This window comes from Mycobacterium sp. 852002-51971_SCH5477799-a (genome assembly GCF_001667145.1).
GTDB lineage: Bacteria > Actinomycetota > Actinomycetes > Mycobacteriales > Mycobacteriaceae > Mycobacterium.
This window is the reverse complement of sequence record NZ_LZIF01000116.1, coordinates 35,358-52,703: the sequence shown is the minus strand read 5'-3', so window position 1 is coordinate 52,703 and position 17,346 is coordinate 35,358. Positions and strand designations below refer to the sequence as shown.

Sequence of the window (17,346 nt, the reverse complement as noted above, 5' to 3'; positions counted from 1 at the left end):
CGTGTTTCACCAAGGGCCGCGCGCCGCGGCTGATCAGCCTTCGCGAATCTCGAGATTCTGCAGTCGCACTTGACCGCGGGCGACGACCCGGTCGTCGCTGTCGGTGATGGTGACCAACCACAATTGCTGGCTTCGGCCGCGGTGGATGGGCTCGACGCTGCCGTACACCATGCCCGAGCCGATGGAGCGCAGGAAGTCGGTGTTGTTGTTGACGCCCACCACATTTCCGCCGCCGCGGGTGGCCAACCACGTGTAGGCGGCCACGCTGGCCATGCTCTCGATCATCGAGCAGTAAACGCCACCGTGAACCAAACCCATCGGCTGCAACAGCTTGGGCGTCACCTCGAGCTGGGCGCGCGCGCCGTCGGGGCTGAGTTCCGTGAATTGCAGCCCGATCTCACGGTCGAAGGGTGCGGCGAAGTCCGGCGGGAGGATCGTTTTCTGCGGGTCTGGCACGTCCATGTGTCTACACCATGGCCGCCGCAAGCACGCTCGCGGCGGAAGGCGAGCTCCGAAAACGGCTGAGCCCCGCACCCTTAGGGCACGGGGCTCGCCGATCGAGTAGACCGGGGGTCGCTGCAGCCCTCAGGACACTCACACGGTCCGTATCGCTCGACTCGATAAGCATAGGCAAGGCTGCCCTAACTTTGCAAGCGGTATGGTTCTTGTGTTCGCGGCGGAGCCCACGGCGGCCGACACAGTGATTTGTCAGCCTTCCGTACGACCGTCGGTAGTAAGCCGGAGTACTCTTGATTCGACGCTCAGGAGATGAACGAACTATGGCCAAACTGACACGGCTGGGGGATCTGGAACGGGCCGTCATGGACCATCTGTGGTCCACGCCCGACCCTCAGACCGTTCGCCAGGTCCATGAGGCGTTGTCGGCACAGCGCGACCTGGCCTACACCACGATCATGACCGTGCTGCAGCGGTTGGCTAAAAAGAACCTGGTGTCCCAGATTCGCGACGATCGGGCGCACCGGTACGCACCGGTGCACGGTCGCGACGAATTGGTCGCCGGACTCATGGTCGACGCGCTGGCCCAGGCGGAAGACCCTGGCGGCAGAAAGGCCGCACTGGTGCACTTCGTCGAACGTGTCGGCGCCGACGAGGCGGAGGCGCTGCGGCGCGCACTGGCCGAACTGGAAGCCAATCAACGCAAGAACTCGACATCTGCTGGCGCTGGCCCGGAGGGCTGAGGGACACTGACAGTGTGTCCGCGCTGGCTTTCACCATCATCGCGGTGCTACTGACCGGCCCGGTGCCGGCGATGTTGGCACGCGCGCGCTGGCCGCTGCGCGCTCCCCGCGCCGCAATGGTGCTCTGGCAGGCCGTTGCACTGGCCGCGGTCCTGTCGGCGTTCAGCGCCGGCATCTCGATCGCCACCCGCTTGCTGGTGCCCGGCCGCGACGGGCGGCCCACGACCAGTATCGTCGGCGCGGCCGACCGCCTCGGCTGGCCGCTGTGGGCGCTCTACATCAGCGTGTTCGCCCTGACCTTGCTGGTCGGCGCCCGGCTGACGGTCGCGGTAGTCCAAGTGGCCATCGCCAACCGGAAGCGACGGGCCCACCACCGCATGGTCGTCGACCTGGTCGGGGTCGGCCACGGCGCCGCGAAGTCCCAGCCCTGCGCCCGCACCCGCGATCTGCGCGTGCTGGACGTCCCGCAACCGCTCGCCTACTGCCTGCCGGGCGTTCGCAGCCGCGTGGTGGTCAGCGAGGGAACGCTGAGCACGCTCGCAGATCCCGAAGTCGAGGCGATCCTCACCCACGAGCGCGCCCATCTGCGGGCGCGGCACGACCTGGTGCTGGAGGCGTTCACCGCCGTGCACGCGGCCTTCCCGCGGCTGGTCCGCAGCGCCAACGCGCTCGGTGCGGTCCAGCTTCTGGTCGAGCTGCTCGCCGACGATGCGGCGGTCCGCGCCGCGGGTCGCGCTCCCCTGGCCCGGGCGCTGGTCGCATGCGCATCGGGACGGGCCCCGTCGGGCGCACTCGCGGCCAGCGGCCCGAGCACGGTGCTCAGGGTGCGACGGCTCGGCGGCCGCGGCAACAGCCCGCTGTTGTCGGCGGCCGCATACCTGGCCGCGGCGGCGATATTCGTGGTGCCCACGATCGCGCTGGCCGTCCCGTGGCTCACCGAGCTGGAACGCTTGTTCAACCTCTGAGGCCGCCGAGAGCCGATCACCCCGGACGCCCGAGTGTTCGCTGTGCCACAGTGTCACCGAAGGCTTTTGCCGAAAGAGGTTCTCCTAATTGAGAGGCGAAAACATGAGTTCGTCGGATGCCCACTCCGGATCCAAGACCGGCAGCGCGCAGATCGGCGTCACGGGCCTGGCCGTGATGGGTTCCAACATCGCCCGCAACTTCGCCCGGCACGGCTACACCGTGGCGCTGCACAACCGCTCGATCGCCAAAACCGATGTGCTGCTCGAAGAGCACGGCGACGAGGGCAAGTTCGTGCGTTCGGAATCCATCGCGGAATTCCTGGATGCGCTGGAGAAGCCGCGCCGGGTGCTGATCATGGTCAAGGCCGGCGACCCCACTGATGCCGTCATCAACGAGCTCGCCGACGCCATGGAAGAAGGCGACATCATCATCGACGGCGGCAACGCCCTCTACACCGACACCATCCGCCGCGAGAAGGCGATGCGCGAGCGCGGGCTGCATTTCGTCGGCGCCGGCATCTCCGGCGGCGAGGAGGGAGCGCTGAACGGGCCGTCGATCATGCCGGGAGGCCCCGCCGAGTCCTACAAGTCGCTGGGCCCGCTGCTCGAGGAGATCTCTGCCCACGTCGACGGCGTGCCGTGCTGCACCCACATCGGCCCCGACGGCGCCGGGCACTTCGTCAAGATGGTGCACAACGGCATCGAGTACTCCGACATGCAGCTGATCGGCGAGGCCTACCAGTTGTTGCGCGACGGGCTGGGCAAGTCCGCCCCCGAGATCGCCGACGTGTTCGCCGAGTGGAACAAGGGTGACCTGGACAGCTTTTTGATCGAGATCACCGCCCAGGTGCTGCGCCAGACCGACGCCAAGACCGGCAAGCCACTGGTCGACCTCATCCTCGACGAGGCCGAGCAGAAGGGCACCGGACGCTGGACGGTGAAGTCGGCGCTCGATCTCGGTGTGCCGGTGACCGGCATCGCCGAGGCGGTGTTCGCCCGAGCCCTATCCGGCTCGGTCGCCCAGCGCAAGGCCACCACCGGCCTGGCCTCCGGCAAGCTGGGCGAAAAGCCAAGCGATGCAACGCAGTTCATCGATGACGTGAGCAAGGCGCTGTATGCGTCGAAGATCATCGCCTACGCTCAGGGCTTCAACCAGATCCAGGCGGGCAGCGTCGAGTACGACTGGGGCATCACCCCGGGCGACATGGCGACCATCTGGCGCGGCGGTTGCATCATCCGCGCAAAGTTCCTCAACAGGATCAAGGAGGCGTTCGACTCCGACGCCGACCTGCCGAGCCTGATCGTCGCGCCCTACTTCCGCAGCGCCATCGAGGAATCCATCGACAGCTGGCGCCGGGTGGTGGTGAAGGCCACCGAACTCGGCATCCCGATCCCGGGGTTTGCCTCGGCGCTGTCCTATTACGACGCGCTGCGCACCGAGCGGCTGCCCGCCGCGCTCACCCAGGGGTTGCGGGACTTCTTCGGCGCGCACACCTACGGCCGGATCGACGACGACCCGGAGAAGCGCTTCCACACACTGTGGAGCGGAGATCGCACCGAAGTGCCCGCGTAGCCGGGCGACACGCGAGGGCGTGAAGGGGGCTTGAATTGGTGGGACGACTGCGATGAGATTTCTCGACGGGCACAGTCCCGCATACGATTTGACCTACAACGACGTGTTCGTGATGCCGAACCGTTCGGAGGTCGCGTCCCGCTTTGACGTCGACCTGTCCACCACTGACGGCTCGGGCACGACGATCCCCATCATCGTCGCCAACATGACCGCGGTGGCGGGGCGCCGGATGGCCGAGACGATTGCGCGGCGCGGCGGCCTCGTCATCCTGCCGCAGGATCTCCCGATCACCGCGGTGCAGCAGACGGTGGGGTTCGTCAAGAGCCGCGACCTGGTGCTCGACACCCCGGTGGTGCTCGCGCCCGACGACTCGGTATCCGACGCGACGGCGCTGATCCACAAGCGCGCGCACGGTGTCGCCGTGGTCGCCTTCGAGGGCCGACCGCTGGGTCTGGTGAGCGAATCGTCGTGCCTGGGCGTGGATCGCTTCACCCGGGTGCGCGACGTCGCGCTCACCGACTTCGTCGCCGCCCCGGTGGGAACCGAGCCGCGCAAGGTCTTCGACCTGCTCGAGCAGTCGCCCATCGGCGTCGCGGTCGTGACGAATGCCGACGGAACGCTGGCCGGCGTGCTGACCCGTACCGGTGCCATCCGCGCGGGCCTGTATACCCCTGCCGTCGACGCCCGGGGCCGGCTGCGGGTGGGCGCGGCCGTAGGAATCAACGGCGATGTCGGAGCCAAGGCCCGATCGCTGGTCGAGGCAGGCATCGATCTATTGGTCATCGACACGGCGCACGGGCATCAGGTGAAGACGATCGAGGCGATCCGGACGGTCGCGGCGCTACAGCTGGGTGTGCCGCTTGCCGCTGGCAACGTGGTCTCGGCTGAGGGCACCCGCGATCTGCTGGGCGCCGGCGCGAACATCGTCAAGGTCGGTGTCGGCCCGGGCGCGATGTGCACCACCCGGATGATGACCGGCGTCGGCCGCCCGCAATTCTCCGCCATTGTCGAATGCGCTTCGGCGGCAAGAGAATTGGGCGGGCATGTGTGGGCCGACGGTGGCATCCGGCATCCGAGGGACGTGGCGCTGGCGCTGGCCGCCGGGGCATCCAACGTGATGATCGGGTCGTGGTTCGCCGGCACCTACGAGTCGCCCGGAGACCTGATGCGCGACCGCGACGACCAACCGTACAAGGAGAGCTACGGCATGGCCTCCAAACGGGCGGTGGTGGCACGCAGCGGCGCCGACACCGCGTTCGATCGGGCTCGCAAGGCGCTGTTCGAGGAAGGCATTTCGACGTCCCGGATGGGGCTGGATCCGGCCCGCGGCGGGGTCGAGGATTTGCTCGATCACATCACCTCGGGCGTGCGCAGCACCTGCACCTATGTCGGCGCCGCTAACCTGGTCCAGCTGCATGAGCGGGTCGTGGTCGGGGTGCAGTCGACGGCGGGCTTCGCCGAGGGGCATCCGCTACCGCTGGGGTGGTGACACGGCGTAGCGACGGCGTGGCCCGCACTGGGCAGCGCCGCGGGGGCGTGACCCGGGCTAGCATGAGACAGCAAAGACGGAAGTAACCGCGACCGCCCCACCACCAGGCAGCGAAAGGATCGACGTGCCGCAGGCACCCGTGCCAGCCAACGGCGTGCGGGCGCACGGACCGTCAGACGAATCGCCCGATGGGGAGCCTCCTGCGGCGCCGTCTCCGCGCATCAAGCCTGACCCCTCGGCCGGTGGGCGGCGCAGGCCATGAACGTCACGGTCACCGTTGTCAGCATTGCGGCGATCGCGGTGCTCATCTTCGGCAACGCCGTCTTCGTCGCCGCGGAGTTCTCGCTGACCACCCTGGACCGCAGCGCTGTCGAGGCGAACGCGCGCGGCGGTGGACGCCGCGACCGATGGATCCGCCGCGCGCACCACCGGCTGTCGTTCCAACTGTCGGGCGCCCAGTTGGGCATCTCGATCACCACGCTTGCGGCCGGTTACCTGACCGATCCAATGGTGGAAGACTTGCCGCACCCGTGGCTGGACGCGATCGGCATACCCGACAGGGTCGGCGACGCCGTCATGGCCTTCCTGGTGTTGCTGATCGTGACGTCGGTGTCGATGGTGTTCGGCGAGCTCGTTCCCAAATACCTGGCGGTGGCGCGTCCGCTGTCGTCGGCCCGTGCCGTCGTGAGCGCCCAGCTGTTGTTCTCGCTGCTGCTCACCCCGGCGATCCGGTTGACCAACGGTGCGGCGAACTGGATCGTGCGCCGGCTCGGCGTCGAACCGGCCGAAGAACTGCGGTCGGCTCGATCGCCGCAAGAGCTGTTGTCGCTGGTGCGTTCGTCTGCGCGCAGCGGCGCCCTGGACGCCGCCACGGCGGCCCTGGTGCGGCGATCGCTGCAGTTCGGCGCCCTGAGCGCCGAGGAATTGATGACACCCCGATCCAAGATCGTGGCGCTACAGACCGACGATACGGTCGCGGACCTGGTGACCGCGGCCGCCGAGTCCGGATTCTCTCGCTTCCCCATCGTCGACGGCGACCTCGACGAGACGGTCGGCATCGTGCACGTCAAGCAGGTGTTCGCCATCCCGCGGACCGAACGCGCCCGCACGCGGCTGATCACGGTGGCCCAACCCGTGCCGAAGGTGCCGTCAACTCTGGACGGCGACGCGGTGATGGCTGAGATCCGGGCCAACAGCCTGCAAACCGCGCTGGTCGTGGACGAATACGGCGGTACCGCCGGCATGGTGACCGTCGAGGACCTGATCGAGGAAATCGTCGGCGATGTTCGCGACGAGCACGACGACGCGACTCCGGACGTGGTGCCCGCGGGGACCGGCTGGCGGGTATCGGGTTTGCTGCGCATCGACGAGGTTGCCACCGCCATCGGTTTCCGGGCGCCCGAAGGCCCCTACGAGACCATCGGCGGATTGGTGCTGCGCGAGATCGGTCACATTCCGGTCGCCGGCGACACGATCACGCTGCCCGCGTTGGACGCGGACGGCTTGCTGGCTGAGGTGACGCGTTGGCAGGCAACGGTTATCCGGATGGACGGACGCCGGATCGACCTGGTCGAACTCGTCGAACTGAGCAGTCATGGTGAAGTCCCCGCGGCGGGGGCACACCGATGAGCGACACCTTGGGACTGCTGCTGGCCTGCCTGCTGATCGGGGTGAACGCGTTCTTTGTCGGCGCGGAGTTCTCGCTGATCTCCGCGCGGCGCGACCGCCTCGAGGCGCTGGCCGAACAGGGCAGAGCGGCGGCGGTCACCGTGATCCGCGCCGGAGAGCAACTGCCGTCCATGCTGGCCGGCGCCCAGTTGGGCGTTACGGCGGCGTCGCTGTTACTCGGGCGGATCGGCGAGTCCGCGGTGTCCAATTCCCTGCGAACGGCGCTGGGGCTCACCGGGATTCACCCGGCGCTGCTGCACACGCTGTCGTTCGCGATCGCCCTGGCCATCGTGGTGACGCTGCACGTGCTGCTGGGCGAGATGGTGCCGAAGAACATCGCACTGGCCGGCCCGGAGCGCACCGCGATGTTGCTCGTTCCGCCATATCTGGCCTACGTGCGCGCCGCCCGGCCGTTCATCGTGTTCTACAACAAGTGCGCCAGCGCGGTGGTGCGCGCGTTCGGCGTCGAACCCAAGGACGAGCTGGAGATCACAGTCTCCCCCGTGGAGCTCAGCGAGATGATCGCCGAATCGGAGTCCGAAGGCTTGCTGGACCGCGAGGAACGCACCCGGCTCACCCGGGCGCTGCAAATTCGTCACCGCGTCGTCGGTGACGTGGCGGTCCCGCTCGCCGACGTGCACGCCGTCCCGGTCGCCGCGGCGGGCTCGGGTCCGACCGTTGGGGCCGTCGAGCAAGCCCTGGCCCAGACCGGGTACTCCCGGTTCCCGGTGGCGAGCATCGGTGGCGCCTTCCTGGGATATCTGCACATCAAGGACGTGCTGACGCTCGGCGACGATCCGCACACGGTGATCGACCTTGCGATGGTGCGGGCGCTGCCGCGGCTGTCGCGATCACTGCCCCTGGCCGACGCCCTGTCGCGGATGCGGCGCAGCAACAGCCATCTGGCCTTGGTGACCGGCGAAGGCGGAGGCGTGGTCGCCATGGTGGCGATGGAAGACCTGGTTGAAGACCTAGTCGGCACCATGCGGGACGCCTAGTGACACTGGCCGGCCGGGGCGGCTGCGCGCAGCCCGTATGATCTTCACGGCTACCAGTTAAGAAAGTGCTGGAGGGCGCAGCACCGTTTGGGCGCGGAACATGCGTTGCTGGAACCGATCCCGGTGCTCGCCCGCAGCGTCGTTCGTGGGGCTGTCAGCGCGGCCTGACCTGCTGTGGCGGATCGTGCGGATAACGCTCACCAGGCTGCGCTCGGTAGGCTTATGACATTGCCAATCTGGCCCGACGATGGTCCGGTGCGGCCCGTGATGGAGGAGAATCATGACTGATCGCGTGTCGGCGGGGAACCTGCGCGTCGCCCGAGTGCTCTACGACTTCGTGAACAACGAGGCCTTGCCCGGCACCGACATCGACCCCGACAGTTTCTGGGCGGGCGTCGACAAGGTGGTCACCGACCTCACCCCCACGAACCAGGACCTGCTGCGTCGGCGTGACGAGCTGCAGGCACAGATCGACAAGTGGCACCGGCAGCGTGTCATCGAGCCGCTCGACATCGAGGCGTACCGTGAGTTCCTCGCCGAAATCGGTTACCTGCTACCCGAACCCGCGGACTTCACCATCACGACTTCCGGTGTGGACGACGAGATCACCACGACCGCCGGCCCGCAGCTGGTGGTGCCGGTGCTCAACGCGCGGTTCGCGCTGAACGCCGCAAACGCCCGTTGGGGCTCGCTCTACGACGCCCTCTACGGCACCGACGTCATCCCCGAGAGCGACGGCGCCGAAAAGGGCACGAGCTACAACAAGGTCCGCGGCTACAAGGTGATCGCCTACGCGCGCAAGTTCCTCGACGAGGCCGTGCCGCTGGAATCCGGGTCGTGGGCCGACGCAACGGGGCTCAGTGTCGACGACGGCCAGCTCCAGGTCGCGACCGCCGACGGCTCCGTCGGCCTGGCCGATGCGAAGCAGTTCGCCGGCTACACCGGCGAGCTCGGATCCCCCAACTGGTCGGTGTTGCTGGCCAACCACGGGCTACACATCGAGATCCTGATCGACCCGGAATCGCCGATCGGCAAGACCGACTCCGCGGGCATCAAGGACGTGGTCCTGGAATCGGCCATCACCACGATCATGGACTTCGAGGACTCGGTGGCCGCCGTCGACGCCGACGACAAGGTGCTCGGCTACCGCAACTGGCTCGGGCTGAACAAGGGCGATCTGTCCGAAGAGGTCAAGAAGGACGGCAAGACCTTCACCCGGGTGCTCAACGAGGACCGCACCTACAAGACACCCGACGGCGAGGGCGAGCTGACGCTGCCGGGCCGCAGCCTGCTGTTCGTCCGCAACGTCGGTCACCTGATGACCAACGACGCGATCGTCGACGCCGAGGGTAACGAGGTGTTCGAGGGCATCATTGACGCGCTGTTTACCGGGCTGACCGCGATCCACGGCCTCAAGACCGGTGACGCGAACGGCCCGCTGGCCAACAGCCGCACCGGGTCCATCTACATCGTCAAGCCCAAGATGCACGGACCCGACGAGGTCGCCTACACCTGCGAGCTGTTCAGCCGCGTCGAGGACGTCCTGGGCCTGCCGCAGGGCACCCTGAAGGTCGGCATCATGGACGAGGAACGGCGCACCACCGTCAACCTCAAGGCCTGCATCAAGGCCGCGGCCGACCGCGTCGTGTTCATCAACACTGGCTTCCTGGACCGCACCGGTGACGAGATCCACACCTCGATGGAGGCCGGGCCGATGATCCGCAAAGGTGCGATGAAGAGCACCGCGTGGATCAAGGCCTATGAGGACGCCAACGTCGACATCGGCCTGGCGGCCGGCTTCAAGGGCAAGGCCCAGATCGGCAAGGGCATGTGGGCGATGACCGAGCTGATGGCCGACATGGTCGAGCAGAAGATCGGCCAGCCGAAGGCCGGCGCGACGACCGCGTGGGTGCCGTCGCCGACGGCGGCCACACTGCACGCGATGCATTACCACTACGTCGACGTGGGCGCGGTGCAAGAGGAGCTGGCCGGCAAGAAGCGCACCAAGATCGAAGAGCTGCTGACCATCCCGCTGGCCAAGGAACTGGCCTGGGCGCCTGAGGAGATCCGCGAAGAGGTCGACAACAACTGCCAGTCCATCCTGGGCTACGTGGTGCGCTGGGTCGCGCAGGGCGTCGGGTGCTCGAAGGTGCCCGACATCCACGACGTGGCACTGATGGAAGACCGTGCCACGCTGCGCATTTCGAGCCAGCTATTGGCCAACTGGCTGCGTCACGGCGTGATCACCGAGGAGGATGTGCGGGCCAGCCTGGAGCGGATGGCCCCACTGGTCGACGAGCAGAACGCTAAGGACGCGGCGTACCTGCCGATGGCGCCGAACTTCGACGACAGCCTGGCCTTCCTCGCCGCGCAGGATTTGATCCTGACCGGGACGCAGCAACCCAACGGTTATACCGAGCCGATCCTGCATCGGCGCCGGCGCGAAGCCAAGGCACACGCCGCGCAGTCGAATTGAGCCTGCGCTCAAATCGGGTGCGAACGTGTCATAGTGCCGGCGATGACTAAAATCGGCGCCGAGTCAACGATGGATCGACGGAAAGGCCGCGGGCACTGCTATGGGTAGGCACAGTGCGCCCGACCCTGACGACTTCCTCGACGAACCTTCTCGCGACGACGTCGTCGACGAGCCGTCGCGAGGTGAAGAGGCGGGTTATCGCCACCGGAATCCCGGCGACGACGAGGAAGCCGACCTCTATTCGGATGAGGGTGACTATTCCGACGAGGGCGACTACTCGCAGGACGATCACTTTTCCGACGAGCGTCGCCATCGCGACGACGAGGGCTTCGCTTCGGACGACGACAGTCTCTACGCGGCTGAGGATTCATTCGTCGACGGCGCCGCCGATGACTACCCGGAGTTCCCGTCCCGGCGGGAGACCGCGCCGAGTTCGGAACCGCCGGCCTCATCGCCGTCGCTGTTCAGGGGCGGGCATCGTGGGCTGGCCGATCGGCTGGGCGGCCATCGCAGTAAGGGCGGCCGTCGCGGCGTCAGCATCGGCGTGATCGTCGCGCTGATCGCGGTCGTCGTCGTAGTGGGATCGGTGATCTTGTGGAGCTTCTTCGGTGACGCATTGTCCAAGCGCTCGCACACGGCCGCCGGCCGCTGCGTGGGAGGCCAGGAGACGGTGGCCGTTGTCGCCGACCCCTCCATCGCCGATCCCGTTCAGCAATTAGCGGAGAGTTACAACAAATCCGCCGGGCCGGTCGGTGACCACTGCATGGTGGTGAGCGTCAAGCCGGCCAACTCCGATGCCGTGCTGAACGGCTTCATCGGCAAGTGGCCCGCGGAGCTGGGCGGCCAGCCGGCCCTGTGGATTCCGAGCAGTTCGATCTCGGCCGCGCGGCTCGCCGGGGCGACGGCCCAAAAGACCGTCACCGAGAGCCATTCGCTGGTCACCTCGCCGGTGGTTCTGGCCATCCGGCCCCAACTCGCGCCGGCCCTGTCCAACCAGAACTGGGCGGCGCTGCCGGGCCTGCAAACCAACCCGAATGCGTTGGCTGGGTTGAACCTACCCGGGTGGGGTTCGCTGCGGTTGGCGCTGCCGATGAACGGCAACGGGGACGCATCTTTTCTGGCCGGAGAGGCGGTTGCGGCCGCCTCGGTACCGCCTGGCGCCCCTGCGACGCAAGGCACCGGCGCGGTGCGCAGCCTGTTGAGCGCACAACCCAAACTGGCGAACAACTCGCTGACCGAGGCGATGGACGTGCTGCTCGGACCCCCTGACGCGGCGACCGCACCGGTGCACGCGGTGGTCACCACCGAGCAGCAGCTGTTCCAGCGTGGTCAATCGTTGCCAGACGCCAAGGGCGCCTTGGGATTCTGGCTCCCACCGGGGTCTGCGGCGGTGGCTGACTACCCCACCGTGCTGCTCAGCGGTTCGTGGCTGAGCCGAGAACAGGCGTCGGCGGCCAGCGAGTTCTCGCGCTTCATGCACAAATCGGACCAACTGGCCAAGCTGGCGAAGGCGGGATTCCGCGTCAACGGCGTGACACCGCCGAGTAGTCCGGTCACGACCTTCCCGGCGCTGCCCGCTGCGCTGTCGGTGGGCGATGAGCCGATGCGGGCCACCCTCGCCGAGGCGATGGCGAGCCCGTCGAGCGGGCAGGCGACGACCATCATGCTCGACCAGTCGATGCCCGCGCAGGAAGGCGGCAAGTCCCGGCTGGCCAGTGTGGTGGGGGCGCTACAGGACAAGATCAAGGCGCTGCCCCCCACCGCGGTGGTCGGCCTGTGGACGTTCGACGGCCACGAGGGCCGCTCGGAGGTGGCGAGCGGCCCGCTGTCGGATGCCGTCAACGGCCAGCCTCGTGCGGCGGCGCTGGCCGCCGCCCTGGACAAGCAGTACTCGTCGGGTGGCGGTGCGGTGTCCTTCACCACCCTGCGGATGCTCTACCAGGATATGCAGACCAATTATCATGCGGGCCAAACGAATTCGATCTTGTTGATCACCGCAGGGCCACACACCGACCAGACGTTGGACGGGCCGGGGCTGCAGGACTTCATCCGGAAGAGCGCTGATCCTGCCAAGCCCATCGCGGTGAACGTCATCGATTTCGGAACGGACCCGGACCGGGCGACCTGGGAATCGGTCTCCCAACTCAGTGGCGGCAGCTATCAGAACCTCCCGACGTCGGCGTCCCCCGACCTCGCCGCGGCGGTGAACGCCTTTCTGAGCTGACGGCGTTCGTCGGCAGCACTGGCCTTTTGATGGCGGCCGGTGCCGGCGCACGTCGCCGATCCAATGTCGCCCGGTGAAACCTCGGCCGTTACACCGGCCCGGACGAATCCCTCGTCGTGTCTGTCCAACGGCCTCGGATTGTGCGAGACTCGACGATAGAATTTGTGTCGATTTCTATCAGAAGGCGGCGGCGTGGCCCATCCTTCACCCATCGATCCCGAACTCGCGACGGTCCGGCCGGATCGGCGCGCCCAGCGGGCGGATACCGATTCCGCGGACACCAGGTTTTTGGCCGAGGAGATGTCGCCCTGGTTGACCCCGGCGTATGGGGCGGCGAACGTCGTCATGCAACTGGCGAATTCGGGCGTGGCATATGGGGTGATGGAAAGCAAAGTCGACAGCGGCAACCTGCACAAGCACCCTTTTAAACGGGCCCGCACCACGTTCACATATATCGCCGTGGCCATCGCAGGCAATGCGCAGGACCGCAGGGTGTATCGGGACGCCGTCAATGCCGCGCACGCTCAGGTGCGCTCCGGTCCGCACAGCCCGGTGCGCTACAACGCGTTCGACCCCCAGTTACAGCTCTGGGTGGCCTCCTGCATGGCCGCCGTCTTCGAGGACACCCGCAAGCTGCGGGGTGGCCGGTCGCGCCGCGACCCCGAAGCGGTTCACCGGGCGGCATCGGTGTTCGCGACCACGCTGCAGGTGCCGCCGGAGATGTGGCCCGCCGACCGGGCGGCCGCCGGCCGCTACTGGCAGGACCAACTCGATCGACTCGACTTCGACGAGCGGATGCGCGGCTTTCTGATCGGCATCGCGCGCCTGAACTTCTTACCCGCTCCCATCCCGCGGATGTTCGGCAGCTGGAACCTGTTCATGACGCTGGGCTATCTGCCGGTGCAACTGCGCGACAAGCTCGGGTTCGGATGGTCGGACGCGCAGCAGCGCCGATTCGACCGCTGGCAGCGTTGCTTGGGAGTGCTGGACCTGTTCACGCCGCGGTTCTTGATGCGACTGGGTGCGCGAGCGGTGGTGTGGGACATGCGGTTGCGGCACATCACCGGCGCAACCGTGGTATGACGACCCAGAGGGAGCGACACGGCGATGCCCGACCACTTGTAGGCCAGATGGAAGACCCCGCGATGCTGCTGGGTGCGGTGCCCGACGGTCTGGTCACCCTGGATCCGACGGCGCGCACCATCGTCACCGCCGCACGCACCTGCTTCACCGAGCGCGGGTTCCAAAACACCACCATGCAGGACATCGCCGACACCGCCGGCGTCGGTGTGGCCACGGTCTACCGCCGCTTCCGGCACAAGCGAAACCTGGTGCGGCTGACCATCATGGACGAATCACTGCGACTGAGCATTCTGGTTTCCGAGGTTGCGGGCCGGGCGACGACACCGGAAGAAGGGATCGCCGAAGTCTTCGCGGCCTTCGTTCACGAGGCCTCCGCGCCCAAGCTGCTCACCCGCAGCATCCGCGAATCACCCGCCGCCGGTGAGCTTTCCGCCTACCTGACCGATGAGAATCTGATCGTCATGACCCGCGGCTACATCGCCACCTGGCTTCGCCGCTGGCAGGAACGCGGCGAACTGTCGGCCGATCTGGACACCGACGTGGTCGGCGAGGTGATCGGACGGCTGATCATCTCGCTGATCAACACGCCGAAGTCCGTTATCCCGATCTACAACCCGAGCCGGGCCCGTGACTTCGCCCGCCGCTTCCTGGTGCCGCTGGTGCTGCAGGCGCCCGCGACGACGCTCGGCTGAGTCTCGGCCGGCGGGATCGTCAGGCGAACGCCTCCACCGGCGGGCACGAGCACACCAGGTTGCGGTCGCCGTATGCCCCGTCGATGCGACGCACCGGCGGCCACACCTTGGGCCGAAACTCCTTACCCAGTGGGTAGGCCGCCTGCTCCCGGCTGTAGGGGTGGTCCCAATCGCCGATCACCAGGCACTCGGCCGTGTGCGGCGCGCCCCGCAACGGGTTGTCGTCGACGGGCCACTCCCCCGCGCCCACCCGGTCGATCTCGCCGCGAATGGCAATCATGGCGTCGCAGAATGCGTCGACCTCGGTCAGCGTCTCGCTCTCGGTGGGCTCCACCATTAGCGTGCCGGCCACCGGGAAACTCATGGTCGGAGCGTGAAAACCGTAGTCCGCCAAGCGCTTTGCCACGTCGTCGACGGTGACACCGGTGGACTTTGTGATCCCCCGAAGGTCCAGGATGCATTCGTGGGCGACCATCCCGTTCTCGCCGGTGTAGAGCACCGGGAAGTACTCGTCGAGGCGCCGGGCGATGTAGTTGGCTGAGGCGATCGCGGTCAGCGACGCCGCGCGTAAGCCCTCGGCGCCCATCATCCTGATGTAGGCCCAGCTGATCGGCAGGATCGAGGCCGACCCGTACGGTGCCGCCGACACCGGATGGCCCTGGGGCAATTCGGGTGCGTGCGGGTGCCCCGGCAGGAACGGCGCCAGGTGCGAGCGCACCGCCACCGGCCCGACGCCGGGTCCGCCGCCGCCGTGCGGAATGCAGAACGTCTTGTGCAGGTTCAGGTGGCTGACATCGCCGCCGAACCTGCCCGGCCGCGCCAGCCCCACCAGGGCGTTGAGGTTTGCGCCGTCGACGTAGACCTGCCCCCCGGCGTCGTGCACGGCCGCACAGATCTCGGCGATGTCGTGTTCGTAGACGCCGTGCGTGGACGGATACGTGATCATCAGCGTCGACAGCCGGTCGCGGTGTTCGCCGACTTTGGCGCGCAGGTCGTCGAGGTCCACGTCGCCGTTGGTGTGGCAGGCCACCACGACGACCCGCATGCCGGCCAGGGCCGCCGACGCCGCGTTGGTGCCGTGCGCACTGGACGGGATGAGGCAGATGTCGCGGTGCGGTTCCCCACGGCTGGCGTGGTAATCGTGAATGGCCAGCAGCCCGGCGTACTCGCCCTGCGAGCCGGCGTTGGGTTGCAGCGAGACGGCGTCATAGCCGGTGATCTGCACCAGCCAGGTCTCCAGGTCGGCGATCAGACGACGCAGGCCGGCGGTGTCCGACGCCGGCGCGAATGGGTGCTGACGGGCGAATTCCGGCCAGGTGATTGGCTCCATCTCCGCGGTCGCGTTCAGCTTCATGGTGCACGATCCGAGCGGGATCATGCTGCGGTCCAAGGCAATATCCTTGTCGGCCAGCGCACGCAGGTAGCGCATCATCGCCGTCTCGGTGCGGTACTGGGTGAACGCGGGATGGGTGAGGAACTCCGATGTGCGGGTGACGATGCCGGCGCGCCGGGGCTGGGCCGGTTGCACGCCGAAGGCCGCGAGCACCGCGGCGACATGCTCCTCGGTGGTGACCTCGTCGCAGGCCACCGACACGTGGTCGGCGTCGACCCGCCACACGTTGATGCCGTTGGCCTTGGCCGCGGCGATCACCTCGTCGGCGCGTCCGGGCACCCGGGCCAGGACGGTGTCGAAGTACTTGTCGTGGACCAACGCATCGCCGAGCGCGGCGGCGATTGCCTCGGCGTGACCGTGCACGCGGCGCGCCATCGCGGTCAGCCCCTCCGCGCCGTGGTAGCTGGCGTACATCGCGGCCATCACCGCCAGCAGCACCTGTGCGGTGCAGATATTGCTGGTCGCCTTGTCGCGGCGGATGTGTTGTTCGCGGGTCTGCAACGCGAGGCGGTAGGCGGGCGAGCCGTCGGCATCCAGCGACACACCGACCAGCCGGCCCGGTAGCTGACGGGCGTGGTTGGCGTGCACCGCCAGGTATCCGGCGTGTGGCCCACCGAATCCCATTGGCACGCTGAATCTTTGGGTAGTTCCGAAGGCGACGTCGGCGCCGATCTCACCCGGTGGCGTGATGAGCGTCATGGCCAGCAGGTCGGCGCCGATGGCGATCAGCGCGCCCCGGTCGTGCGCCTGCTCCACCAGATCCGACCAGTCGGTGACCCGGCCACTGGCCCCGGGCAACTGGGCGATGACGCCGAAGAAGTCACCGTCGGGAAGACCGCTGCGTAGGTCGGCGGTGACGATCTCGATGCCCAGCGGCTTGGCCCGGGTGGCCAGGATGGCGGCGGTTTGGGCGAAGACGTCAGCGTCGACCGCCAGGCGGTTGGCGCTGTTCTGCGACGCGCGACGCGTCGCGGATCGGTGCATCAACGTCATGGCCTCGGCCGCCGCCGTGCCCTCGTCGAGCATCGAGGCGTTGGCGACCTCGAGGCCGGTGAGGTCGGCGACCATCGTCTGGAAATTCAGCAGCGCCTCGAGCCGGCCCTGGCTGATCTCCGGCTGGTAGGGCGTGTAGGCGGTGTACCAGGCCGGGTTCTCCAAGATGTTGCGCAGCAACACCGGAGGCGTGAGCGTGTCGTAGTAACCCTGCCCGATCATCGACACGGCCACCGTGTTGGCCTCGGCCAACGACCGCAGCTCGGCCAGTGCCTCGGCCTCGCTGGCCGGAGGCGGCAGCCGGTCGAGACCGGGCGCGGCGCCACCGTCTGTCAGCCGGTCCAGGATGCCGTCCGGAACCGCCTTGGCGGCGAGCTCGTCCAGCGAGTCCACACCGATGACGGCGAGCATGGCGGCGACGGCGTGGCTGTCCGGACCGATGTGCCGAGCAGCGAAAGTGAATTGATCGGACACTGGAGCTCCTGAGTAGGCGAACGAAGACATATCACGGCAGAGGACTATCGGCCCTCTCCCTCTGTCTTCACCCGTTCGCCGGGCGCCTGAGAGATTCGGCGCCGATGCTGCCTGCGCGC

General features: G+C 67.6%; 12 protein-coding genes. 10 read left to right on the top strand and 2 right to left on the bottom strand.

Going from position 1 to position 17,346, the window contains the following annotated elements; all coding sequences use genetic code 11:
• Nucleotides 1–33 precede the first annotated feature (33 nt).
• The gene (locus A5753_RS19305; protein ID WP_369829340.1) at nt 34–462 is read right to left on the bottom strand and encodes a PaaI family thioesterase; all 429 of its coding nucleotides are present in this window, start codon (nt 460–462) and stop codon (nt 34–36) included.
• Nucleotides 463–779: 317 nt separating this feature from the next.
• Here A5753_RS19305 and A5753_RS19300 point away from each other — a divergent pair, with 317 nt between their 5' ends.
• From A5753_RS19300 to A5753_RS19255, 10 genes are all read left to right on the top strand, one after another.
• The gene (locus tag A5753_RS19300) at nt 780–1,199 is read left to right on the top strand and encodes a BlaI/MecI/CopY family transcriptional regulator (protein ID WP_067131775.1); all 420 of its coding nucleotides are present in this window, start codon (nt 780–782) and stop codon (nt 1,197–1,199) included.
• A 14-nt stretch (nt 1,200–1,213) separates the two neighbouring features.
• On the top strand, nt 1,214–2,164 hold the full coding sequence (locus A5753_RS19295; protein ID WP_067131772.1) for a M56 family metallopeptidase: 951 nt from the start codon (nt 1,214–1,216) through the stop codon (nt 2,162–2,164).
• A gap of 103 nt (nt 2,165–2,267) precedes the next feature.
• Nucleotides 2,268–3,737: an NADP-dependent phosphogluconate dehydrogenase gene (gndA, locus tag A5753_RS19290; RefSeq protein WP_067131769.1), complete on the top strand. Its 1,470-nt coding sequence runs from the start codon at nt 2,268–2,270 to the stop codon at nt 3,735–3,737.
• 52 nt (nt 3,738–3,789) lie between these two features.
• Nucleotides 3,790–5,226, top strand: a complete 1,437-nt coding sequence (locus A5753_RS19285) for a GuaB1 family IMP dehydrogenase-related protein (protein WP_067131766.1) — start codon at nt 3,790–3,792, stop codon at nt 5,224–5,226.
• 258 nt (nt 5,227–5,484) lie between these two features.
• The gene (locus A5753_RS19280) at nt 5,485–6,855 is read left to right on the top strand and encodes a hemolysin family protein (RefSeq protein ID WP_067131763.1); all 1,371 of its coding nucleotides are present in this window, start codon (nt 5,485–5,487) and stop codon (nt 6,853–6,855) included.
• Nucleotides 6,852–7,892: a hemolysin family protein gene (locus tag A5753_RS19275; protein WP_067131761.1), complete on the top strand. Its 1,041-nt coding sequence runs from the start codon at nt 6,852–6,854 to the stop codon at nt 7,890–7,892. Before A5753_RS19280 ends, A5753_RS19275 begins: the two co-directional genes overlap by 4 nt.
• A gap of 280 nt (nt 7,893–8,172) precedes the next feature.
• Nucleotides 8,173–10,368: a malate synthase G gene (locus tag A5753_RS19270; RefSeq protein WP_067131758.1), complete on the top strand. Its 2,196-nt coding sequence runs from the start codon at nt 8,173–8,175 to the stop codon at nt 10,366–10,368.
• Between the two features lie 100 nt (nt 10,369–10,468).
• Nucleotides 10,469–12,592 carry a substrate-binding domain-containing protein gene (locus A5753_RS19265; protein ID WP_067131755.1) on the top strand — a complete coding sequence of 708 codons (2,124 nt, stop codon included), beginning with the start codon at nt 10,469–10,471 and terminating at the stop codon, nt 12,590–12,592.
• 192 nt (nt 12,593–12,784) lie between these two features.
• The gene (locus A5753_RS19260) at nt 12,785–13,675 is read left to right on the top strand and encodes an oxygenase MpaB family protein (RefSeq protein ID WP_067131752.1); all 891 of its coding nucleotides are present in this window, start codon (nt 12,785–12,787) and stop codon (nt 13,673–13,675) included.
• A gap of 47 nt (nt 13,676–13,722) precedes the next feature.
• On the top strand, nt 13,723–14,367 hold the full coding sequence (locus A5753_RS19255; RefSeq protein ID WP_067131749.1) for a TetR/AcrR family transcriptional regulator: 645 nt from the start codon (nt 13,723–13,725) through the stop codon (nt 14,365–14,367).
• A gap of 19 nt (nt 14,368–14,386) precedes the next feature.
• On the opposite strand, the gene gcvP is transcribed toward A5753_RS19255, so the two are convergent.
• Nucleotides 14,387–17,227, bottom strand: coding sequence for an aminomethyl-transferring glycine dehydrogenase (gene gcvP, locus A5753_RS19250; protein WP_067131746.1), 2,841 nt, complete (start codon nt 17,225–17,227; stop codon nt 14,387–14,389).
• Nucleotides 17,228–17,346: the final 119 nt, after the last annotated feature.

What these genes read in the sequence shown, in the direction of transcription:
- A5753_RS19305 (WP_369829340.1), bottom strand. Translation starts at nt 462, where the DNA reads ATGGACGTGCCAGACCCGCAGAAAACGATCCTCCCGCCGGACTTCGCC.
- A5753_RS19300 (WP_067131775.1), top strand. Translation starts at nt 780, where the DNA reads ATGGCCAAACTGACACGGCTGGGGGATCTGGAACGGGCCGTCATGGAC.
- gndA (WP_067131769.1), top strand. Translation starts at nt 2,268, where the DNA reads ATGAGTTCGTCGGATGCCCACTCCGGATCCAAGACCGGCAGCGCGCAG.
- A5753_RS19285 (WP_067131766.1), top strand. Translation starts at nt 3,790, where the DNA reads ATGAGATTTCTCGACGGGCACAGTCCCGCATACGATTTGACCTACAAC.
- A5753_RS19280 (WP_067131763.1), top strand. Translation starts at nt 5,485, where the DNA reads ATGAACGTCACGGTCACCGTTGTCAGCATTGCGGCGATCGCGGTGCTC.
- A5753_RS19275 (WP_067131761.1), top strand. Translation starts at nt 6,852, where the DNA reads ATGAGCGACACCTTGGGACTGCTGCTGGCCTGCCTGCTGATCGGGGTG.
- A5753_RS19270 (WP_067131758.1), top strand. Translation starts at nt 8,173, where the DNA reads ATGACTGATCGCGTGTCGGCGGGGAACCTGCGCGTCGCCCGAGTGCTC.
- A5753_RS19265 (WP_067131755.1), top strand. Translation starts at nt 10,469, where the DNA reads ATGGGTAGGCACAGTGCGCCCGACCCTGACGACTTCCTCGACGAACCT.
- A5753_RS19255 (WP_067131749.1), top strand. Translation starts at nt 13,723, where the DNA reads ATGGAAGACCCCGCGATGCTGCTGGGTGCGGTGCCCGACGGTCTGGTC.